19 protein-coding genes are annotated in these 20,331 nt (G+C 69.0%); 6 read left to right on the top strand and 13 right to left on the bottom strand.

The features are described 5' to 3' along the window. Positions 1-58: 58 nt before the first annotated feature. The 11 genes from purL to VFU06_15345 form a co-directional block, all read right to left on the bottom strand. The gene (gene purL / locus VFU06_15395; protein HEU5210779.1) at positions 59-2,341 is read right to left on the bottom strand and encodes a phosphoribosylformylglycinamidine synthase subunit PurL; all 2,283 of its coding nucleotides are present in this window, start codon (positions 2,339-2,341) and stop codon (positions 59-61) included. Positions 2,342-2,413: 72 nt separating this feature from the next. Continuing rightward, positions 2,414-3,118 carry a phosphoribosylformylglycinamidine synthase subunit PurQ gene (purQ, locus tag VFU06_15390; protein HEU5210778.1) on the bottom strand — a complete coding sequence of 235 codons (705 nt, stop codon included), beginning with the start codon at positions 3,116-3,118 and terminating at the stop codon, positions 2,414-2,416. Then, complete coding sequence (gene purS / locus VFU06_15385; GenBank protein ID HEU5210777.1) at positions 3,118-3,375, bottom strand: phosphoribosylformylglycinamidine synthase subunit PurS; 258 nt, start codon at positions 3,373-3,375, stop codon at positions 3,118-3,120. The genes purQ and purS overlap by 1 nt, the downstream gene beginning before the upstream one ends. Further along, entirely contained in the window at positions 3,372-4,244 is an 873-nt protein-coding gene (gene pssA, locus VFU06_15380; GenBank protein ID HEU5210776.1) for a CDP-diacylglycerol--serine O-phosphatidyltransferase, read from the bottom strand. The genes purS and pssA overlap by 4 nt, the downstream gene beginning before the upstream one ends. Positions 4,245-4,249: 5 nt before the next feature. Next, on the bottom strand, positions 4,250-5,215 hold the full coding sequence (locus tag VFU06_15375) for a phosphoribosylaminoimidazolesuccinocarboxamide synthase (protein ID HEU5210775.1): 966 nt from the start codon (positions 5,213-5,215) through the stop codon (positions 4,250-4,252). Beyond that, a complete protein-coding gene (purB, locus tag VFU06_15370; protein ID HEU5210774.1) occupies positions 5,212-6,684 on the bottom strand; it encodes an adenylosuccinate lyase in 1,473 nt (490 codons plus the stop codon). Before purB ends, VFU06_15375 begins: the two co-directional genes overlap by 4 nt. A 2-nt stretch (positions 6,685-6,686) precedes the next feature. Further along, entirely contained in the window at positions 6,687-8,147 is a 1,461-nt protein-coding gene (locus VFU06_15365; GenBank protein HEU5210773.1) for a trypsin-like peptidase domain-containing protein, read from the bottom strand. A 1-nt stretch (position 8,148) separates the two neighbouring features. Continuing rightward, positions 8,149-8,829: a fructose-6-phosphate aldolase gene (fsa, locus tag VFU06_15360; protein HEU5210772.1), complete on the bottom strand. Its 681-nt coding sequence runs from the start codon at positions 8,827-8,829 to the stop codon at positions 8,149-8,151. After that, entirely contained in the window at positions 8,813-9,628 is an 816-nt protein-coding gene (gene truA, locus VFU06_15355; protein HEU5210771.1) for a tRNA pseudouridine(38-40) synthase TruA, read from the bottom strand. The genes fsa and truA overlap by 17 nt, the downstream gene beginning before the upstream one ends. Positions 9,629-9,876: 248 nt before the next feature. Beyond that, positions 9,877-11,100, bottom strand: coding sequence for a pyridoxal phosphate-dependent aminotransferase family protein (locus VFU06_15350; GenBank protein HEU5210770.1), 1,224 nt, complete (start codon positions 11,098-11,100; stop codon positions 9,877-9,879). Between the two features lie 33 nt (positions 11,101-11,133). Continuing rightward, positions 11,134-12,093 (bottom strand): NAD-dependent epimerase/dehydratase family protein, encoded by a 960-nt coding sequence (locus VFU06_15345; protein ID HEU5210769.1) that lies wholly within the window; start codon positions 12,091-12,093, stop codon positions 11,134-11,136. Positions 12,094-12,263: 170 nt separating this feature from the next. On the opposite strand from VFU06_15345, the gene trpD reads away from it, so the two are divergent. Further along, positions 12,264-13,316, top strand: a complete 1,053-nt coding sequence (gene trpD / locus VFU06_15340; GenBank protein HEU5210768.1) for an anthranilate phosphoribosyltransferase — start codon at positions 12,264-12,266, stop codon at positions 13,314-13,316. A 48-nt stretch (positions 13,317-13,364) separates the two neighbouring features. Here the strand turns inward: trpD and VFU06_15335 are convergent, their stop codons facing one another. Both VFU06_15335 and lexA read right to left on the bottom strand, forming a co-directional pair. Further along, positions 13,365-13,496, bottom strand: a complete 132-nt coding sequence (locus tag VFU06_15335) for a hypothetical protein (protein HEU5210767.1) — start codon at positions 13,494-13,496, stop codon at positions 13,365-13,367. Positions 13,497-13,564: 68 nt separating this feature from the next. Next, the gene (lexA, locus tag VFU06_15330) at positions 13,565-14,173 is read right to left on the bottom strand and encodes a transcriptional repressor LexA (GenBank protein HEU5210766.1); all 609 of its coding nucleotides are present in this window, start codon (positions 14,171-14,173) and stop codon (positions 13,565-13,567) included. A 58-nt stretch (positions 14,174-14,231) separates the two neighbouring features. Here lexA and trpC point away from each other — a divergent pair, with 58 nt between their 5' ends. The 5 genes from trpC to VFU06_15305 are packed head-to-tail and all read left to right on the top strand — an operon-like array spanning position 14,232 to position 20,282. Continuing rightward, the gene (trpC, locus tag VFU06_15325) at positions 14,232-15,044 is read left to right on the top strand and encodes an indole-3-glycerol phosphate synthase TrpC (protein HEU5210765.1); all 813 of its coding nucleotides are present in this window, start codon (positions 14,232-14,234) and stop codon (positions 15,042-15,044) included. Positions 15,045-15,090: 46 nt separating this feature from the next. Continuing rightward, a complete protein-coding gene (locus VFU06_15320; GenBank protein HEU5210764.1) occupies positions 15,091-15,750 on the top strand; it encodes a phosphoribosylanthranilate isomerase in 660 nt (219 codons plus the stop codon). After that, positions 15,750-16,946, top strand: a complete 1,197-nt coding sequence (gene trpB, locus VFU06_15315) for a tryptophan synthase subunit beta (GenBank protein ID HEU5210763.1) — start codon at positions 15,750-15,752, stop codon at positions 16,944-16,946. Before VFU06_15320 ends, trpB begins: the two co-directional genes overlap by 1 nt. 13 nt (positions 16,947-16,959) lie before the next feature. Then, a complete protein-coding gene (locus VFU06_15310; GenBank protein HEU5210762.1) occupies positions 16,960-18,840 on the top strand; it encodes a HEAT repeat domain-containing protein in 1,881 nt (626 codons plus the stop codon). Then, a complete protein-coding gene (locus VFU06_15305; GenBank protein HEU5210761.1) occupies positions 18,837-20,282 on the top strand; it encodes an HD-GYP domain-containing protein in 1,446 nt (481 codons plus the stop codon). The genes VFU06_15310 and VFU06_15305 overlap by 4 nt, the downstream gene beginning before the upstream one ends. The last annotated feature ends 49 nt before the right edge of the window (positions 20,283-20,331 follow it).

Below are 20,331 nucleotides of genomic sequence, written 5' to 3'. Positions count from 1 at the left end.
AACGGCCTGCGTCGGCCGCGCAACATCAGGTCTGCACGGCCGCTGCCGTGCGCTCAGTTCAGTCGTGCGCCGCGCGCTGCATGAGCCGCGGGATCGCGGTCTCGTACACCTCGGCCAGGCTGGCGAGGGGCGCGTCGATGGCGATGTCGCCGGCACGCATCCGGAACCCGTCGCCCGTGACGCGACCGAGCTGGACTGCCGGCACGCCGTGGTCACGCGCCACCTGCAGCACGCGCTCCAGCTCGCCAGCCGCACACGATACGATCGCGCGCCCCTGTCCCTCGCCGAAGAACAGCGGGGCAGGGTGGAGCGCGTTCGCTCCGGCTGCCTCGAGGTCCACATCGACGCCGAGACCGCCCGCGATCGCCGATTCCGCGATGGCGACCGCCAGCCCGCCTTCCGCACAGTCGTGCGCGCTCTTCGCGAGGCGGGCGTCCGCCAGCGCGACGAGCGTTTGCTGCAACGCGCGCTCGCGTTCGAGATCGACACGCGGCGCGTCGCCCGCGACGAGACCGTGCACGACCTTCAGGTACTCGCTGCCGCCCAGCTCGTCGGTGTTGTCGCCCAGCAGCACGATCGCGTCGCCGTCGTCCTGGAACGCCATGCGCACGTGCTTTTCGATGTCCTCGAGCACGCCGATCATGCCGACGACCGGCGTCGGGTAGATCGCACCGGTCGGGTTCTCGTTGTAGAGCGACACGTTGCCGCCGGTCACCGGCGTCTCGAACGCCCGACACGCCTCGCCCATGCCCGCGACGGCCTGCTGCATCTGGTAGTACACCTCGGGCTTGAGCGGATTCCCGAAGTTCAGGTTGTTCGTGATCGCCTTTGGTACTGCGCCCGTGCAGGCGACGTTGCGAGCGGCTTCCGCGACGGCGATCATCGCGCCGCGGCGCGGGTTCAGGTACACGTAGCGGCCGTTGCAGTCGACGCTTGCCGCGACGCCCTTCTGTGTGCCGCGGATGCGGATCACGCCGGCGTCGCCGCCCGGGCCGATCACGGTGTTGGTGCGCACCGTCGAGTCGTACTGCCGGTGCACCCATGTCTTGGAGGCGATCGTCGGCGACGCGAGCAGCCGCAGCAGCACCTTGGTCGGGTGATCCGCGGCCGGCTCCAGGTGCTCGGCGGACGGCGTCCAGGCGCGCAGCTCCTGCACGTCCTTCGACTCGACACCTTCGCGCGTGTACGTCGGACAGCCGGTGACCAGCGGATAGCCGGGGATCTCGCACACGACGACGCCGTTCTCACGCACGCGGTAAAGGCCGTCATCCGTGACATGACCGATCACCGCGGCCTCCAGCTCCCACTTCTCGAGGATCTTCTTCACCTCGTCCTCGCGTCCCTGCTTCGCGACGACGAGCATGCGCTCCTGCGACTCCGACAGCAGGATCTCGTACGGCGTCATGTTCGCCTCGCGCACGGGAACGAGCGCGACGTCGAGATCCACGCCGGTGCCAGCGCGCGCGGCCATCTCCGTCGACGACGAGGCGAGACCCGCGGCGCCCATGTCCTGGATGCCGACGATGTGGCCGCTGCGGATCAGCTCGAGTGACGCCTCGAGCAGCAGCTTCTCCGTGAACGGGTCGCCGACCTGCACCTGCGGGCGCTTGGCCTCGTCCTCATCGGACAGCTCCTCGGAGGCGAACGTCGCGCCGTGGATGCCGTCGCGGCCGGTGCGCGCGCCCACCGCGATGATCGGGTTCCCCTTGCCTTCTGCATACGCGCGGATCAGCTCATCCCTGCGCATGTGGCCGATGGCCATGGCATTGACGAGCGGGTTGCCTTCGTATGCCTCGTCGAAGTAGACCTCGCCGCCGATGTTGGGGATGCCGACGCAGTTGCCGTAGTCGCCGATGCCCTTGACGACGCCGGCGAACAGCCAGCGCACGCGCGGGTTGGCGAGCGAGCCGAAGCGCAGCGAGTCGAGCACCGCAACGGGGCGTGCGCCCATCGTGAACACGTCGCGCAGGATGCCGCCGACGCCGGTCGCAGCGCCCTGGTACGGCTCGATCGCCGACGGATGATTGTGCGACTCGATCTTGAACGCGATCGCATGGTCGTCGCCGATGTCGATCACGCCGGCGTTCTCGCCCGGGCCCTGGAGCACCCAGGGTGCCTCCGTGGGCAGCGTGCGCAGCAGCGGCCTGGAGTTCTTGTAGCCGCAGTGCTCCGACCAGAGCGCACTGAAGACTCCCAGCTCCGTGTGCGTGGGCTCGCGACCGAGAATATCGAGGATCAGCCCGCGCTCGTGATCCGAGAGTCCATGCTCCGTGAACAGCTCGGGCGTGATCTCCGGATCACCGGGGCGCGGTGCGGGTCCCTGTGTCATCGTCTCAGCCAAGACAGCCCTCCTGCACACACTTCAGGTCATGCGACGTCCGCGCGTGAACTTCTGCGCGTATCTGCGAAACCATCACGCCACTCCTGTCCCGCTCAGGTGAGCGGCCAGCGACTGGAAGATCGGCAGCCCGTCCGCCGAGCCGAGCAGCGACTCCACGGATCGTTCCGGGTGCGGCATCATGCCGAGCACGTTGCCTTCCTCGTTGATGATGCCGGCAATGTTGTGCATCGAGCCGTTTGCGTTGCCCTCATCGCTCGGCACGCCGCGCTCGTCGACGTAGCGGAACACGATGCGGCCGTCGCCTTCGAGTCGTGCCAGCGTTTCGTCGTCCGCCACGTAGTTGCCGACGCCGTGCGCGATGTGCAGGTCCAGGATCTCGTTGCGGTCGTACAGGTGCGTGAACAGCGTCTGGTTGTTGTCCACGCGGACGCGCACTGTCTCGCCCTGGAACTGCATGGAGCGGTTCTTCACGAGCGCGCCCGGCAGCAGCCCGGACTCGCACAGCACCTGGAACCCGTTGCAGACGCCGAGCAGGGGACCACCGCTCTTTGCGAACGCGATCACCGCATCCATGATCGGGCTGAAGCGTGCGATCGCGCCCGCGCGCAGGTAGTCGCCGTAGCTGAAGCCGCCGGGCAGGATGACAGCATCGCACTCGCCCAGCTCCGTCTCGCGATGCCAGCGGTAGTACGCCTCGGCACCGAGGACGTCGTTGATCGCCTTGAAGCAGTCGTAGTCGCAGTTGGAGCCCGGGAACGTGATGATCGCGACGCGCATCACCGGCCTCCCGCGAGCGCGATCTCGTAATCCTCGGTCACCGGGTTGGCGAGCAGGCGCCGGCACATCGCGTCGGCGGCGTCGCGTGCAGCCGTTTCGGAATCCGCCTGGACGCGCAGCCGGATCAGCCGACCCACGCGCACGTCCTCCACGCCGTCGAATTCGAGCGAGGTCAGTGCGTGCTGCACTGCGTTGCCTTCCGGATCCAGCAGGCCGGCGCGCGGCGTGATACGGACCTCGACCTGATATGCGTTCAATGTCCCCCCCGGCCGGGCCGCCGGAAGCGGCGCGGCTGCAATGGTTCAACGTGAGACAGCTCGGCGTAATCGATGTCGCGGAGCTCCGCGCCCGCCTCGTCGGCCTCTTCCTCCTCGTCGTCCATCGGGTCACGCTCCGGCAGACGCTCGAGGAACCCGAGCAGCGTCGACTTCAGTACCCCGTAGGCCAGGTATCCGATCAGCGCGGGGAAGAAGAAGAGGCGGGGTATCGTGATCGCAAGCACGATCATGGTCCCGAGGAAGAGCCCGTTCACGATGTGCTTGCGTGTGCGGATCCCGATCTTGGGAACCACCGGGTACAGCACGTGGCTCATCATCAGGAACGCGATGACGAGCATCAGCCCGATCATCAGCTCGGGCCAGCGCCAGTGCGACAGGTACGTCTGGAAAAAGTCTGTCTGGCTGAACGGGTAGAACGTGGCCAGCGTCATGCCCGCCGAGGGCGAGGGCAGCCCGTGGAAGGCGACCTTGGCGTGGCCGGCCTGCTCCACGTTGAAGCGGGCGAGACGGATCACTGCGGCAGTGACGTAGAAGAACACCGCGACCCAGCCCCAGCTGTCCGTCTGCGCAAGGAACAGGTGGTACATGATCAGCGCCGGCGCGACGCCGAAGCTGATCGCATCGACCAGCGAGTCCAGTTCCTCGCCGAAGCGGCTGCCGGTCTGCGTCGCGCGCGCGATCCGGCCGTCCAGGGTGTCGAAGATTCCGGCGAAGACGATCAGCCACCCGGCCCGCATGAAATCGCCGGATGCCGCGGACACGATCGCCCACACACCGAAGAACAGGTTCCCCAGTGTGAGGGCGCTCGGTACGATGATGACGCCCTGCTGCAGCCGTGGCCGGCGCATGTCGCTTACTCCGGTACCGGCTCCGCGCCGGGATCGTGCATGGGGAACTCGTCCAGCGTGAAGCCGGTCAGCCGGCGGAAGAGCGCGCGGTAGCGCTCCGACGTCGCATCGATCACGTGGCCGGGCAGCGCGGGCGGCGGCGCCTTCTTGTCCCAGCCGCCCTCCTCGACCAGCTCGTCGAGGTAGTCGCGGACCGGCTGCTTGTCGAGCGACGGCTGGCCGCGCCCGGGCTGGTAGCTCTCGCGCGGCCAGAAGCGCGAGCTGTCCGGCGTCAGCACCTCGTCGATGATGACGAGCGTCCCGTCCGGCAATGTGCCGAACTCGAACTTGGTGTCGGGGACGATGATGCCCGCCAGCTCGGCGACCTCGCGGCCTCGCTCGTAGATCGCCAGGCTGCGCTCGCGCAGCTCGTTCGCCAGCTCGTCGCCGATGCGACGCTTCATGTCGTCGAACGTGATGTTCTCGTCGTGCTCACCCACCGCGGCCTTGGTGGCGGGCGAGAAGATCGGCGGATCCAGCCGCGCGCTCTCCGTCAGTCCCTCCGGCAGCCGCTCGCCGGCCAGCGTTCCGTGTGACCGGTACTCCTTCCACGCCGAGCCGGAGATGTAGCCGCGAACCACGCACTCGATCGGCACCACCTTCGCCTTGTGCACGAGCATGCTTCTGCGCTCCCAGACCTGGCGCGTCGCCTTCAGCTTGGGCAGCGCCTTCTGGATCTCGTCCGGGTCGGCGGTGATCAGGTGGTTGGGCGTGAGGTCGCCCAGGCGGGCGAGCCACCACGCCGTGATCTGCGTGAGCACCGCGCCCTTGTGCGGGATCGGCTCCTCCATCACGACGTCGAACGCGCTGATCCGGTCGGTCGCGACCAGCAGCAGGCGGTCGTCCCCGACGTCATAGACGTCGCGGACCTTGCCCCGCGCCAGGAGAGGGAAGGGAAGCTCGGTTCGATCCACCGCGGTTCCGTTACTCATGCACGCAGCTCCGGTACGGACGCATCCGCCGCGTAGCGCGCGAGCACCGGCGCGACGTGCGTCTCCAGGAAATGGTCCACCTGTTCCGCGGCGCGGCCCGTGTGACGCGCCGGGTCGAGCGTCTCCTCGATTGCTGCACGGCTCAGGCCGAACGCGGAGTCCGACGCGATCCGCTCGATCAGATCGTTCGGGGCGCCGTCGTCCTTGACCCGGTTCGCCGCCGCGACGCTGTGCTGCCGGATCCGCTCGTGCAGCTCCTGCCGGTCGCCGCCGGCCTTGACGGCACGCATCAGGATCGGCTCCGTCGCCATGAACGGCAGCTCCTCCATCAGGTGCTTCCGGATCACGCCCGGCCGCACGACCAGCCCTGCGGACACGTTGTGCACCAGCAGCAGGATCGCGTCCGTGGCGATATACGATTCCGGGATCGCGATGCGGCGGTTCGCCGAGTCGTCGAGCGTGCGCTCGAGCCACTGCGTCGCCGCCGTGAACGCCGGATCGATCGTGAGCGCGATCACGTGGCGCGCCAGCGCGGTGATCCGCTCGGTGCGCATCGGGTTGCGCTTGTACGCCATCGCGCTGGACCCGATCTGGTGCTTCTCGTACGGCTCCTCGATCTCCTTGAGGTGCTGCAGCAGCCGCAGGTCGTGCGCGTACTTGGACGCGGAGGTGGCGAGCCCTGCGAGCGTCGAAAGGAAGGCGTAATCGCTCTTGCGCGTGTATGTCTGGCCGGTGACGCCGTACAGCCGGTCGAAGCCGAGCTTCGCCGCAATGCGACGGTTGAGCTCGTCGATCTTCGCGCCGTCGCCGTCGAACAGCTCCAGGAAGCTCGCCTCGGTGCCGGTCGTGCCGCGCACGCCGCGGAAGCGCAGCGTGTCCAGCCGGTGCTCGATCTCCTCGACATCGAGCACGAAGTCCTGCAGCCAGAGGCAGGCGCGCTTGCCCACCGTCGTGGGCTGCGCCGGCTGGAAGTGCGTGTAGCCGAGTGTCGGCAGGTCGCGGTACTCGCGCGCAAAGCCGGCCAGCGCGCCGATCGCGGCGATCAGCCGCTGCCGCACCAGCAGCAGCGCCTCGCGGTGCTGCAGCAGTTCCGTGTTGTCGGTGACGAAGGCGCTGGTCGCGCCCAGGTGGATGTACGGCTTCGCCGCCGGAGCGACCTCACCGAAGTGGTGGACGTGCGCCATCACGTCGTGTCGCAGCTTCTTCTCCAGCTCGGCGGCGCGCGCCAGATCCAGCGTGTCGAGGTTCGCGCGCATCGCGGCGAGTGCCTCGTCGCTGATCTCGAGCCCCAGCTCCTTCTCGGATTCCGCGAGCGCCAGCCACAGCCGGCGCCACATGCCGAACTTGTACTCGTCCGAAAAGATCCGCGTCATTTCCTGCGACGCGTACCGCTCCACAAGAGGATTGCGGTACGTGGCGCCGGCGGGCGGCTCGGGGGCCGCGTAGCCGGCGTCGGGATCTGCGCTCAACGTCACTCCTGGCCGATGGTGAACGAGACGGAGCCGTACTGCCCGCGCCGCTCGATGATGACACGTGCCGCTCCGCCGGCAAGGCGACGGAGGAGCGCCGCCGCGTCCTCGGCGCTGCCGACCGGCACGCGGTTGATCTGCACGATGACGTCGCCCTGTGCGAGACCCACGGAACGGGCGACGTCGGACAGTTCCACGATCAGCGCGCCCTGCTCGCTCGCGAGGTTGCGCTCCGCCCGGATCGCGGGCGTCACCGTCACGAGCTGGAGATCGCTCAGCGCCCGCACCCGCTCCGCGGTGAGCGAGGGCAGTGCCGTGGGCGTCACCGTGATCTGCCGCTCGCTGCCGCCACGCCGCGTCACGAGCTGCAGCGGCTGGGCCACGCTGGAGTCGAGCAGGCGCGCCTCCCAGTCGAGCGGCGTCGCGACACGGCGGCCGTTCGCACGGATGATCGTGTCGCCGGGCCGCAGCCCCGCGCGCTCCGCCGGGGAGCCCGGCGCGACGCTGGCGATGCGGACGTCGCGCGAGCGGCCGAAGCGGTCGGTGTCACCCGTCTCCAGCGTCACACCCACCCAGGCACGCCGCACTTCACCATGCTCGAGCAGGTCCGCCGCCACGCGGCGTGCGCGGTCGATCGGGATCGCGAAGCCGAGGCCCACGCTGCCGCCGCTGCCCGAGATGATCGAGCTGTTCACGCCGATCACGTCGCCCAGCGCGTTCAGCAGCGGGCCGCCGGAGTTGCCCGGGTTGATCGACGCGTCCGTCTGGATCATGTCGAGGTAGAAGCCGCGCTCCTGGCCCGTCGCGTCCGGAATGATGTTGCGGCCGACGCCGCTGATCACGCCGGCCGTCACGGTCGGCTCCACGTTCGAAAGCAGGAAGCCGAACGGGTTGCCGATCGCGACCGCCCATTCGCCGATCACCAGATCACTGGACGTCCCGAGCGGCGCCACCGGCAGGCGACGTCCTGCCGGCGCCGTAACCCGCAGCAGCGCCAGGTCCGTCGCCTCGTCCGCACCGACGATCTCTGCGGGAAGGTCCGTGCCGTCGCTCAGCGTGACCACCACCTCGTCCGCGCCGCGTACGACATGCTCGTTGGTGAGAATCAGCCCGCTCGCATCGATGATGAAGCCCGAGCCGAGCCCGGGTACCTCGCGCGAAACGCCGGGGCCAATGAAGAACTGCTCCCAGATGGAGCGTGGACGCACGCGCTGGCGGCGCACCGTGTTCACGCTCACCACCGACGGCGCCGCCCGCTGCGCCGCGCGCACGATGGCGTTGCGACGCTCCTCGGCGACCGTCTGCTGCGCGTCCGCGACCGCCTGCGCGTTGGCCGCAGGCGCGGCCTCGCGCAGCGCTTCCGCAATCGCCGCCGGACGTTCTGCATCCGTGCGCGCGTAGAACGCGAGCACCGCCGGCGGTGCCGCGAACAGCAGCAGCGCGATCCAGGCGAGCCTGCGCACCCTACCCCTGCGTGACGATGTGTCGCGCACTCTCCGGCAGCTTCTCCCAGTCGGCCAGGAAGGCCTTCAGCCCCTTGTCCGTCAGCGGATGCCCGATCAGCTGGTGCAGCACCTTGGCCGGGACGGTGGCCACGTGCGCGCCCAGCAGGGCCGCCTCGACCACGTGCATCGGATGCCGCACCGAGGCGACCAGCACCTCGGTCTCGAAGTCGTAGTTGTCGTAGATCTGCACGATCTGCGCGATCAGGTCCATCCCGTTCTCGCCCACGTCGTCCAGCCGCCCGACGAAGGGCGAGATGTAGGACGCACCGGCCTTGGCGGCGAGGAGTGCCTGCGCGGGGGAAAAGCACAGCGTCACGTTGACGTGGATGCCGTCGGCACGGAAGCGGCGGCACGCGATCAGCCCGTCCTCCGTGAGCGGGACCTTGATCACGATGTTGTCCGCCAGCTTCGCCAGCTCGCGCCCCTCGGCGTACATCCGGTCCTTGTCGACCGCGACGACTTCCGCGCTGATCGGGCCCGGCACCAGCTCGCAGACCCCCTTCAGGATGTCGCGCGGGCTCGCGCCATTGCCCGCGGCCTTCGACAGCAGCGACGGGTTGGTGGTGATGCCGTCGATCAGCCCCGCGTCCATTGCGCGGCGGATCTCGTCCAGGTCGGCGCTGTCAAGAAAGAACTTCATCTGCCGTCTCGCTCTCCAGTTCGTCGCGTTCGTAGATGACGCGGCTCAGATACAGCCCTTCCGGCGGTGCGGGAACACTGGTCTCCGCCCCCGGCTCGTTGGCCAGCAGCCGGTCGATGTCCTCGACCGGACGTCGCCCCAGTCCCACGTCCACCATGGTGCCCACCATGTAGCGCACCATGTGGTGCAGGAACCGGTTCGCCGTTACGTGCAGCTCCCATCCGAGCGAGCGCCACGGCCGCCACCCGGCACGGTGTACCGTGCACATCTCGCCACGTTCCGGCTGGCCCGACTTTGCGAAGGCACGGAACGAGTGCTCGCCAGGGAAGCGCGACGCCGCCGCCTCCAATGCAGCCGGCGCCAGTGCCCGGCCGAGCGGCCAGCACCAGCGCCGGAGAAAGGGCGAGCGCGCCACCCCGTCCACGCCGACCCGGTACACGTACGCGCGGCCGATCGCATCGTAGCGCGCGTGAAAGCTCCACGGAACCGCTTCCGCCCTGGCAACCCACACGTCCGGCGGCAGCACCGCGTTCAACGCACGCCGCAGCTCCGCCGGCTCCCACCGCCGCGGCACCGCCACCCCGACCACCTGGCCGGTCGCGTGCACCCCGCGGTCCGTCCGGCCCGCCGCGATCACGCTGCCGCGCGTCTGCGTCAGCCGCTCCAGCGCCGCTTCCAGCTCTCCCTGCACGGTGCGCGTGTCCGGCTGCGTCTGCCATCCGAAAAAGCCCGCCCCGTCGTAGTGGAGCGTCAGCTTCACCCGCCGCCGGTCGTCCTGCTCCGCTGTCGTTGGAGTCACGGCGGAATTCTACGCGCGCGCGAGGGGCTGTCAACTCGGTGTGGTAAAGAAATTCGGGTTATGGGCGTCGGGGGCAGGCGTGGGTGGTGGACACTTCGGGACGTCACGACACCGGGCGGCGGACCCTGGGTGGGCCGCCCGGCACCCACCGCCGAGCGCCCGGTGTCAAGACGTCCCGAAGTGTCCACCACCCAAGCGCGAGCGCAGCGAAGCGCGTCTCCCGACCCCCACCGCCCATAACCCGCCGTTCATGCCGTAAACGCCCGCAAAACCGCCAGCACCTCATCGATGTCCCCTTCCGTATGATCCGCGTTCACCTGGAACCGGATCTCCTCGTCGCCGCGCGGCACGACGGGGTAGGCGAGTCCCGTGGCGAGGACGCCGTTGGCGCGGAGGTGGGCGATGAGCGCGCGGGTGCGCGCGGTGTCGCGGACCATCAGGGGAACGACCGGGTGCTCGCCCGGAATCGTCTCGAAGCCGGCGTCCAGGAGCCCCTGCTCGAAGCGGCGGGTGAGCGAGCGGAGGCGATCCAGTCGCGCGCGCCCGGCGTCGCTGTCGAGCAGCTCGACGGCGCGCAGCGCGGCGGCGGCTTCGCCGACGGTGATCGGATTCGAATAGATGTACATGGGGCTGGTCTCGCGCAGGAAACGGATGACCGCAGCGTCGGCCGTGACGTAGCCGCCGTTCACGCCGAACGCCTTGCCGAGTGTGCCGACCAGGACGTCACAGTGGGCGCCCGTGTACTCCTCCGTGCCGCGGCCGGTGCGGCCAAAGGCGCCCACGCCATGGGAGTCGTCGACGACCAGCACGACGTTCTCCGCGAAGCGGTCGTCGTAGCGGCTGCACAGTTCGGCGATTTCCGCGAGCGGCGCGTGATCACCGCGCATCGAGAAGATGCCGTCCGTGACGACGATCGCACGCTGCCCCTTGCCGCTGGCCTCCTCGAGCGCGCGCTCCAGGTCGGCCACGTCGTTGTGGCGGTACACGAACTTGTCCGCCGGCCTGGCCAGGCGCATCGCGTTGATGATGCAGTTGTGGTTCAGCTCGTCGCTGATGAGAACCGTCTGGTCGGTGGTGAGCGGCACGATCGTGCTGAGCACCGTGGCGTAGGCGGAGCTGAAGATCATCGCGGCCTCGCGGCCGTGGAACGCGGCGAGCCGCCGCTCGAGCGCGACATGCGGCTCGTAGGTGCCGCTGATGAAGCGCACCGCGCCCGGGCCCGCGCCCCAGCGTGCGGTTGCTTCCTCTTCGGCGCTCATGATCTCGGGGACCAGCGACAGTCCGAGGTAGGAGTTGGAGTTCATCCGGATGAACTCGCGCTGGCCCTCTCCCTCGAGCCGGAAGCGCGGTCCGCGCTCACCGGATGATGGGAGCACTTCGACCACCACGGTCTCGGCGCCCTTGGCGGTGCCGGCCTCGTCCAGCTTCGCGACATGTGCTGCGAGTACGTCATCCAGGCGATCGAGAGGCATGCTGTGCTCCGTGAAGGTCAACCGTCGATTCGTTCAGCCCGCTGCTGCGCTGGAGCCGAGTCGCTCGCGCAGCCGGGTGATCATGTCTGTGACCATGCGCGGCAGGTCGTACTGGTGCTGCCAGCCCCACTCCTCGCGCGCGGCGGAATCATCGAGTCGGCGCGGCCAGGAGTCCGCGATCGCCTGGCGCACCGGATCGACGTCGTAATCGACCTGGAACCCCGGGATGTGCTCGCGTATCGCGTCCGCGAGTACCGCCGGCGTGACCTGCATCGCCGAGACATTGAACGCATTGCGGTGTCGCAGCGACGAGCGGTCGGCGAGCATCACGTCGATCGACGCCCGCACAGCGTCCGGCATGTACATCATGTCGAGCTGCGTGTCCGGACCGAGAAAACACGTGTAGCGGCCGTGGAGCAGCGCCTGGTGGAAGATCTCCACGGCGTAATCCGTCGTGCCGCCGCCGGGTGGCGCGGTGTAGGAGATCAGCCCCGGGTAGCGCAGGCCGCGCACGTCGATGTCGTAGCGCTGCGCGTAATAGTCGCAGAGCAGCTCTCCCGCGACCTTGGTCACTCCGTACATCGATGTCGGTCGCTGGATCGTGTCCTGTGGCGTCGGGTCGGCCGGTGTATCGGGGCCGAACGCGGCGATGGAGCTCGGCACGAACACCGCCAGCCCTCGCTCGCGCGCGGCCTCGAGAACATGCACCAGCGTCTGCATGTTGACATCCCACGCGAGCTGCGGGTTGCGCTCGGCGTTGGCCGAAAGGATCGCGGCGAGGTGGTAGACCGTGTCCGCCCGGTGCGCGTCGATCGCGGCCGACAGTGCGGCGGCATCCATCGCGTCCAGCGTCCGGAACGGGCCGTTCCCTTCGGTCGCAGGCTGGCGGATGTCCGTGGCCAGCACCTCGTCCGCGCCGAAGCGTTCGCGCAGTGCCGCGACCAGCTCCGTGCCGACCTGGCCCGCCGCCCCTGTAACAAGGATCCTCTTCATCGGTTCCGCCCGTGTGGATGCCGCTGCTTCGCGCGCGGCCGCGGGTAGCATAAGCGCACCCGGCGCACGCGCAAGCACGTGCGCGCACTTGCCAGCGAGGCGGTCAGGGCGTACGCGTTACGCCGGAAACACGCGGCGCCGCTCACGTCCGGCGCCCTGCAGGAGAATCGATGACGAGCGAGAATGAAGCCGCCGGGGGGCCCGCACTGCGTGAGCTGATCGTGCGCGTGGGTCGCGGCGAGCGTCTCCAGGCAGACGACGCCGAAGCCGCCTTTGCCGAGATCATGGAAGGGCGCGCGTCGCCCGTGCAGGTCAGTGCGCTGCTCATGGGGATGCGCGTGCGCGGGGAGTCGTCCTCCGAAATCGCCGGGGGCGTGCGCGCGCTGCGACGCGTGATGGTACCCGTGCCGGTCTCGGACGGCGACGACGTCGTCGATACCTGCGGTACGGGTGGCGGCTCCGTCACCACCTTCAACATCTCGACCGCCGCCGCGGTCGTCGCGGCCGCGGCCGGCGTTCGCATCGCGAAGCACGGCAACCGTTCGTTCAGCTCCCGCTGCGGCAGCGCCGACGTGCTGGAGGCACTCGGTGTCCGCATCGAGCTGTCCCCGGAACAGATGGGCGCGGTGCTCGACGCGACCGGCATCGTGTTCATGTTCGCGCCGCTGCTCCATCCCGCAATGCGACACGTCGGACCCGTGCGCCGCGAGCTCGCAATGCCCACCATCATGAACGTGCTCGGCCCGCTGGCGAACCCGGCAGGCGCGCACCGGCAGGTCGTCGGCGTTGCGGATCCACGCCTGATCGAGCTGATCGCGGGCGCACTGAACGAGCTGGGCCACGACCATGCGCTGGTAGTGCACGGCGAGCCCGGGCTGGATGAGATCAGCCCGCTCGGCATCACGTCAGGCGTGGAGGTCGCAGGGGGTGAGCTGCGCCCGCTTCGCATCGATCCCGCGGAGTACGGCTGGAGCGGGCTGACGGCAGACGAGCTCGCCGGCGGCGACCCCGCCGACAATGCGCGCATCATCCACGACATCTTCGCAGGGAGAACCCGCGGCGCCGCCCGCGCGGCAGTGGAGCTGAACGCGGGTGCCGCTATCTACGTCGCCGGCCGCGCGGCAACCCTGGAGGAGGGCGTCGCGACAGCAGCTGCCGCAATCGAGGAGGGTACGGCGTTCGCCACGCTGGAGCGCTTGCGCCTGGCGACGCACGAGGTGTGAGGAGGAGCATCCGGGCATCGGGGAAATGCCGCGGCACCTCCGTCCATCTCAGTTGCTCGACACCACCGCCTTCAGCGTCCACGGGCCGAGGATCGGGCCCGCCGAAAGCGTCAGCACCACGTACGTCGTGTTCTTCCTGCTGCAGCGGCCTACCACGAATCCACGCCTCGACTGGGACATCTTCGCTCCTCGCGTTGTGTCGGCCGGGACCCGGGGTCCCGGCCAGCGACCGTTCCGTTCCGGCGACATCAGTAGCGCCGGATCACGCCGACCACGATTCCCTGTACCATCACGCTGTGCGACGGGAAGTACATGGGCTTCATCCGCTCGTTCGCCGGCTGCAGGCGGATGCGACCGTCGCGCTCCCGGTAGAACCGCTTCACTGTCGCCGCCTCGCCCTGGACCAGCGCGACGACCATGTCGCCATTCTCCGCGGTGTTGCGCGAATTGACGACGACGTAGTCGCCGTCGCGGATCTGCTCCTCGATCATCGAGTCTCCGCGCACGCGCAGCACATAGTGCTCGCCGCGCCGGCTCAGCATGTCCTCCGGAACCGCGATCGTCTCGGTGTCGTTGATCGCCTCGATCGGCTCACCCGCCGCAACGCTGCCGAACAGGGGCAGCTCGACCGCCGCCGCCGAAACGGTGGCGGGCACCAGCTCGATCGAACGGCTCGCGTTGTAGGACTTCCGGATGTAGCCCTTCTGGCGCAGATTCTCGAGGTGCTCGTGCACCGTCGCGAGCGAGGTGTACCCGAAGTGCTGCGCGATTTCCTCGAAGCTCGGTGAGTAGCCGTTCTCGCCGTGGAACTCCTCGAGAAAATCCAGGATCTCCTTCTGGCGCTTCGTCAGCGGCATGGCAAGCCTCTGGGCAGTGCGGTTGGGCCGAACATCTACCGAAGGAAGGTACCCGAAGGTGAACCGAAGCGCAAGAGTCGTCTCCGTGCTCGATGACATCGTGGCGGCCAAGCGTGGCGCCGCGGCGCGGCTGCGACTCGCCGAAGTGCAGGCCATAGCGGCAGATGCGCCGCCGGCGCGGGATTTCGGCGGCGCCCTGCGGGACGCCGGTGTGGTGCGCGTGATCGCAGAGTTCAAGCGGCGCTCCCCTTCGGCCGGCTGGATCCGCGAAGACGCCGACGCCGCCTTGACAGGCCGCGGCTATGCCGTGTCCGGCGCCGCCGCGATCAGCGTGCTGACGGACAGGGAGTGGTTCGGCGGCTCGCTGGACGACCTGGGCGCGATCCGGGCCGCGGTCGACGTGCCGGTGCTGCGCAAGGATTTCGTGGTTGCCGCGGCGCAGATCTGGGAAGCGCGCGCGGCAGGTGCCGACGCGGTGCTGCTGATCGTACGCATCCTGGATGACGCGCTGCTTGGTGATCTCCTGGCCACCGCAGGTGACGCGGGGGTGGCGGCGCTCGTCGAAGTACACGACGAGGCGGAGCTGGAGCGGGCACTCGGCGCAGGCGCGCGCATCGTGGGCGTCAACAACCGCGACCTTTCGGTGTTCCGCACGGACCTGGCGGTTTCTGAGCGCCTGGCGGCACGGGTACCCGCGGACGTCGTGCTCGTCGGCGAAAGCGGCATCGGCAGTCCTGCGGACGTGGAGCGGCTCGGGCGTGCGGGGGTGGACGCGGTCCTGATGGGCGAAACGCTGATGCGCGCGCCGGATCCCGCTGGCGCACTGCGCGCATTCACGGCCTGCCCGCGGGACCGGGGAGCGCGTCGGTGATTCCGTTGCGAAAGCCGACGGGCTCTGACGGAGTGTATCCGGGGCAATGACCAGTGTGAAGGTGTGCGGCCTGTGCCGGCCCGAAGATGCGGCAGCGGCTGTTGCCGCGGGGGCGTCGTACGTCGGCGTCATCCTGAGCGCGCACGGGCCGCGCGCACTGGACGAGGCGCGTGCGCGCGCCGTGCTGGCGGAGCGCGGAGCTGCGCGCGCGGTCGGTGTATTCGTGGACGAGCCCCTCGACCGCATCGTCGCATGTGCAGAGCGGCTGCGCCTGGGGGCGCTCCAGCTGCACGGCCGCGAAACGATCGCGGACGTCGGCATGTTGCGCTCACGCACGGATGCGTCGATCTGGAAGTCGGTGCGCGTGCGGGATGCACGCGGAGCGCGCGAGGCGGTCGCGGCGTGGACGTCGCATGTGGACGGGCTCCTGCTGGACGGATGGTCGCCGCACGCTGCGGGGGGTACCGGCACTGCGTTCGAATGGGAAGCACTGCACGACGTCCGTGCGCTGGTACCGGAGCACGTCACGCTGGTCGTCGCTGGCGGGCTGAGCGCCGAGAACGTCGCGCGCGCGATCGAAGTGCTGGCACCGGACGTGGTCGACGTGAGCAGCGGTGTCGAGACGGGACCGGGTGAGAAGTCCGAGGAGAAGATTCGCGCGTTCGTGGCAGCGGCGCGCATGCAGCGGAAGGAAGCAGCGACCTGATGAGCACGATCAAGGTGCGGCCCGGGCGTTTCGGCCAGTTCGGCGGCCGTTATGTGCCGGAGACACTGATGGCAGCGCTGGACGAGCTCGACACCGCGTGGAGCGAGGCCCGCGCGGATGCGTCGTTCTGGGCGGAGCTGGACGAGCTGCTGCGGGATTACGTGGGCAGGCCGACGCCGCTGTATCGTGCGCGTCGCCTGGAGGAAGCCGCCGGGGGCGGTACCGTCTACCTCAAGCGAGAGGACCTGAACCACACCGGCGCGCACAAGATCAACAACACGCTGGGCCAGGTCCTGCTCGCGCGCCGGATGGGCAAGCACCGGATCATCGCGGAGACCGGCGCGGGGCAGCATGGGGTGGCGACCGCGACCGTGTGCGCGCTCTTCGGGCTGGAGTGCGTTGTCTACATGGGCGCGGAGGACGCGCGGCGCCAGGCGCTGAACGTGTTCCGCATGAAGCTGCTGGGCGCAGAAGTGCGCGAGGTGCACAGCGGCACGCGCACCCTGAAGGATGCGACCAACGAGGCGCTGCGCGACTGGGTGGCCTCGGTCGAGGGCACGCACTACATTATCGGGTCGGTCGTAGGCCCGGATCCCTACCCTCGTCTCGTGCGCGACCTGCAGTCCGTGATCGGCCGGGAGGCCCGGCAGCAGGTGCAGGAACGCGAAGGCTGCCTGCCCGCTGCCGTGATCGCCTGCGTCGGTGGCGGATCGAATGCGATGGGCATCTTTCATTCGTTCGTGGCGGACAGCGACGTCGAGCTCATCGGAGTGGAAGCGGCCGGTGCGGGCATCGACACCGGTCGGCATTCCGCGTCGCTGGCCGCCGGATCACCCGGCGTGCTGCACGGCTCGCTCAGCTACCTGCTGCAGGATGCAGGCGGTCAGGTCGCGCCGGCGCACTCCATCTCCGCAGGCCTCGACTACCCCGGCGTGGGACCGGAGCATTCCTGGCTGAAGGACAGCGGCCGCGCACGCTACGTGAGCGTGACGGATGCGGAGGCACTGGATGCGTTCCACCGGCTCGCACGCCTGGAGGGCATCATCCCCGCGCTCGAGAGCGCGCATGCCGTCGCGTACTACCTGCGGGAGGCGCGTCAGTGGCGCGCGGCGGGTCCGGCCGTGATCTGCCTGAGTGGCCGTGGCGACAAGGACGTGGAGCAGGTCGCCGCATTCGACGACGACCCAGTCAACTGAACTCGCTGAACGCATGGGAAGCGCTGCCGACGGACCGCTGAGGACGGGCGCAAGCGTCGAGGGGACGCCCGACGCTGCCCCCGGTGCGTCGCAGCAAAGCCCCGCGGTCGCGCCTGCCACCGGCGCTGCTGACGCTTCCGTGCAGGCTGCCGGATCCGACGGTCCGTCGGACCTCGAGTCCAAGCGCATCTCGCCCATCCCCGAGGCCGAGGTCATCGAGCTGTTCGGCGCGCTCGACAAGACTGTCCGGGCCCGGCGGCTGTACCAGGACAACAACCCGGTCTACCAGAACTTCCGGCGCACGCTGCACGACATTGCGGCGCATGTCTTCTCTCTCGGGGCCAGCGTCACGGTCAACGTCGAAGAAAACGGCCTGCGCTGGTACGGGCACCTGATCGAGACGGGCAGCGGCCGCGACAACCTGGCCTTCCTGTTCTTCAAGGACGGCGTCCGCCAGCTCACGTTCCTCGACGGCTTCCAGGACGAGGTGGACCGCTTCCTTTCCGTGGTGCATCGCGCGCGGGCCGCCGACCAGCAGGGCGATGACGACATGGTCACCCTGCTGTGGGAGGAGGAGTTCACCTGCTTCCAGTACAGCTACGTGGATGCGCTTGCAGAGGGCCTCGACGTCCCGCAGGCGCCGCCCCCGGTGGTAGCTGCAGACGACGAGACACTTCGCATCGATCCGGCGACCATCCAGCAGGAGCTCGCGACGGGCGGTCCGGTGGAGGAGCAGTCGCCGATGGTGCAGGCGGGCATGCCGCCGGTCGCATCATCGATCACGCGTGAGGATTTCCAGGAGACGCTGTACTTCCTCGAGCCCGACGAGATGCAGGTCCTGCAGCGGGAAGTGGAGCGCGAGTGGACGCGCGATACCAAGCGGGACGTGCTGAACGCGCTGTTCGACCGGCTCGAGGACCAGGTTCCCGAGTGGCAGGAGGAGATCCTGCGCATCCTGCGCCAGATGCTGCCGGCGTTCCTGAGCCGCGGCGACCTTCGCTCGGCGACCTACCTCATCACGGAGCTCCGGGCCGTCACAGCCGCCGGAGGGCTCAATGAGGCGGTGCAGCGCGAGGCGGATCGCCTGTTTGGCGAAGTGAGCGAGCCGGCCGTCGTCGGCCAGCTGCTGCGCTCGATCGAGGAAGCCTCCATCCAGCCCGATCCCGGCGAGCTCGGCGCCTTCCTCGCCCACCTCGGGCCCCGCGCGCTGCCACTGCTGCTGCACGCCGTCGAGACGACAACCACGCCGGCACTGCAGGCGCGGCTGCAGGCGGCTGTCGAAACGCTCGCGCGCGATCACCAGCCGGAAGTCGTGCGGCTGCTGGCGGCCACCGAGGAGTCCGTTGCCGCCGGCGCCGCGCGTCTCGCGGGCCGTATCGGCATCGGCGATGCCGTACCGGGCATCGTCGCACTGGTCGAGCGCGGGAGCGCACCCGCGCGTCGGACGGCCGTGGACGCGCTGATCCGCATCCGCAATGCAGCGGCGCTCGACGCCTTGCAGAACACCATCGACGACGAGGACCGCGAGGTTCGCCTCGCGGCGCTGCGCGGCCTCGGCAGCCTCCGTTATGCCCCCGCACGGCAGCGCCTGGAAAAGGCGCTCGACGGCAAGCTCGTCCGCGACGCGGATCTCACGGAGAAGATGGCGTTCTTCGAGGCATTCGGTGCAGTCGCGACCGCCGACAACATCGACATGCTCGACCGCATGCTGAACGGCAAGAAGCTGTTCTCGCGTACGACGCCGGAGCTGCGTGCGTGCGCCGCGCTCGCACTCGGCAAGATCAACGCACCGGCTGCGCGCACGGCACTCGAGCAGGCGGCCAGCGACCCGCAGCCGATCGTCCGCAACGCCGTGCTGAAGGCGCTGCGGCGCGAGCAGGGAGGCGCATCGTGAGCGCGGGGCAGCCGCTCGTCCAGAGCGAGACCGTCCTCCAGCCGCTCGGCCGCGCACTGGTCACTGCGCTCTACGCGGCGACACAGGCGCTCCGCATCTACCCGCTCGAGAATGCCACCGTGCAGAACACGGTCGGCGAGGGCATGAAGATCGTCGACCGGGTGCTGGAGCGTGAGGGCGTCGTCGAGCTGCGACTCGTCGGCGACTTCATGTTCCTCAACGACGCACGGCTTCGTCTCGACCTCTCGGACTACGCGTCCTTCGCGCAGTTCGCCGGCATGCTGCGCCGGCACGGTATCGGGCAGATCGAGATCCAGCAGGGGGTCACGCCCCGGGACCTGGCGCTCTTTCTCTCGCTGCTGCTGCGGGAGGGGCCGTCCAGGGCGGAGGAGGCGTACGCACAGTTCGAGGACCGCTTCCGGCAGACGCCCACGCAGCACATCGCGGTCGAGCCCACGCGCGGGGCCTACGAGCAGATCCTCGACGAGGACGCAAAACAGGCGGCCAAGGCGACGTACTTCCAGTCGGTCCAGGTCGCCAAGGACGTGCTCACCGACATGCGCATGGGGCGCGCGGTCAACCTCCGCAGGGTAAAGCGCGCGGTGCAGTCGATCGTCGACCAGGTGCTCAACAACGAGACGTCGATCATCGGCATGACCACCCTGCGCGACTACGACCAGTACACGTTCACGCACTCCGTGAACGTGTGCATCTTCAGCGTCGTGATCGGGCAGAAGCTCGGCCTCAGCAAGGTCCAGCTCTACGAGCTCGGCCTGGGCGCGCTGTTCCACGACATCGGCAAGATGCGCATCGACCCGGAGATCGTGAACAAGCCGGCCAAGCTGAACGAGGAGGAGTGGAACCAGATGCAGCGGCATCCCGTCGAGGGGCTGCTCGCACTGTTCACCATGCGCGGCCTCTCCGAGATGCCGTACCGCGCGATGCTGCAGGCCTACGAGCACCACATGAAGCTCGACCTGACCGGCTACCCGCGGAACCGGCGACCCCGTGAGCCGACGCTCTTCAGCCGAATCGTGGCCACGGCCGACGGCTTCGACGCCGCGACGTCCAAGCGCAGCTACCAGTCGCAGCCCTGGCCGCCCGACGAGGTGCTGCGCGAGATGCGCGAGTCGAAGCAGCGCGGCTTCGATCCGCTGCTCGTCAAGGCGCTCATCAACGTGACCGGCGTGTTCCCGCCGGGCACCGCCGTCATCCTGGACACCAACGAGCTGGCCGTCGTCGTTGCGCGCAACCCGGATCCCGATCAGGTTCACAAGCCGATCGTGCGCATCATCACGAACGCCTGGGGCATGCGCCTCGCCGAGCCCGTGACCGCCGACCTGAGCGAGGTGCATGCGGTGACGGGTGAGCCCGTGCGTACGATCATCAAAACGACTGATCCCGAGAAGTATGGTATCCGGGTTGCCGACTACTTCGTCTGATACGCTCGACTCCCGCTTCGCTGCCTGGCGCGCCGCCGGCCACCGCGCG

This window comes from Longimicrobiales bacterium (assembly GCA_035764935.1).
GTDB lineage: Bacteria > Gemmatimonadota > Gemmatimonadetes > Longimicrobiales > RSA9 > DASTYK01.
This window is presented reverse-complemented; position numbering and strand designations above follow the sequence as displayed.

What these genes read in the sequence shown, in the direction of transcription:
- purQ (HEU5210778.1), bottom strand. Translation starts at nt 3,118, where the DNA reads ATGCGCGTCGCGATCATCACGTTCCCGGGCTCCAACTGCGACTACGAC.
- pssA (HEU5210776.1), bottom strand. Translation starts at nt 4,244, where the DNA reads ATGCGCCGGCCACGGCTGCAGCAGGGCGTCATCATCGTACCGAGCGCC.
- VFU06_15375 (HEU5210775.1), bottom strand. Translation starts at nt 5,215, where the DNA reads ATGAGTAACGGAACCGCGGTGGATCGAACCGAGCTTCCCTTCCCTCTC.
- fsa (HEU5210772.1), bottom strand. Translation starts at nt 8,829, where the DNA reads ATGAAGTTCTTTCTTGACAGCGCCGACCTGGACGAGATCCGCCGCGCA.
- VFU06_15350 (HEU5210770.1), bottom strand. Translation starts at nt 11,100, where the DNA reads ATGCCTCTCGATCGCCTGGATGACGTACTCGCAGCACATGTCGCGAAG.
- VFU06_15345 (HEU5210769.1), bottom strand. Translation starts at nt 12,093, where the DNA reads ATGAAGAGGATCCTTGTTACAGGGGCGGCGGGCCAGGTCGGCACGGAG.
- trpD (HEU5210768.1), top strand. Translation starts at nt 12,264, where the DNA reads ATGACGAGCGAGAATGAAGCCGCCGGGGGGCCCGCACTGCGTGAGCTG.
- VFU06_15335 (HEU5210767.1), bottom strand. Translation starts at nt 13,496, where the DNA reads ATGTCCCAGTCGAGGCGTGGATTCGTGGTAGGCCGCTGCAGCAGGAAG.
- lexA (HEU5210766.1), bottom strand. Translation starts at nt 14,173, where the DNA reads ATGCCGCTGACGAAGCGCCAGAAGGAGATCCTGGATTTTCTCGAGGAG.
- VFU06_15320 (HEU5210764.1), top strand. Translation starts at nt 15,091, where the DNA reads ATGACCAGTGTGAAGGTGTGCGGCCTGTGCCGGCCCGAAGATGCGGCA.
- trpB (HEU5210763.1), top strand. Translation starts at nt 15,750, where the DNA reads ATGAGCACGATCAAGGTGCGGCCCGGGCGTTTCGGCCAGTTCGGCGGC.
- VFU06_15310 (HEU5210762.1), top strand. Translation starts at nt 16,960, where the DNA reads ATGGGAAGCGCTGCCGACGGACCGCTGAGGACGGGCGCAAGCGTCGAG.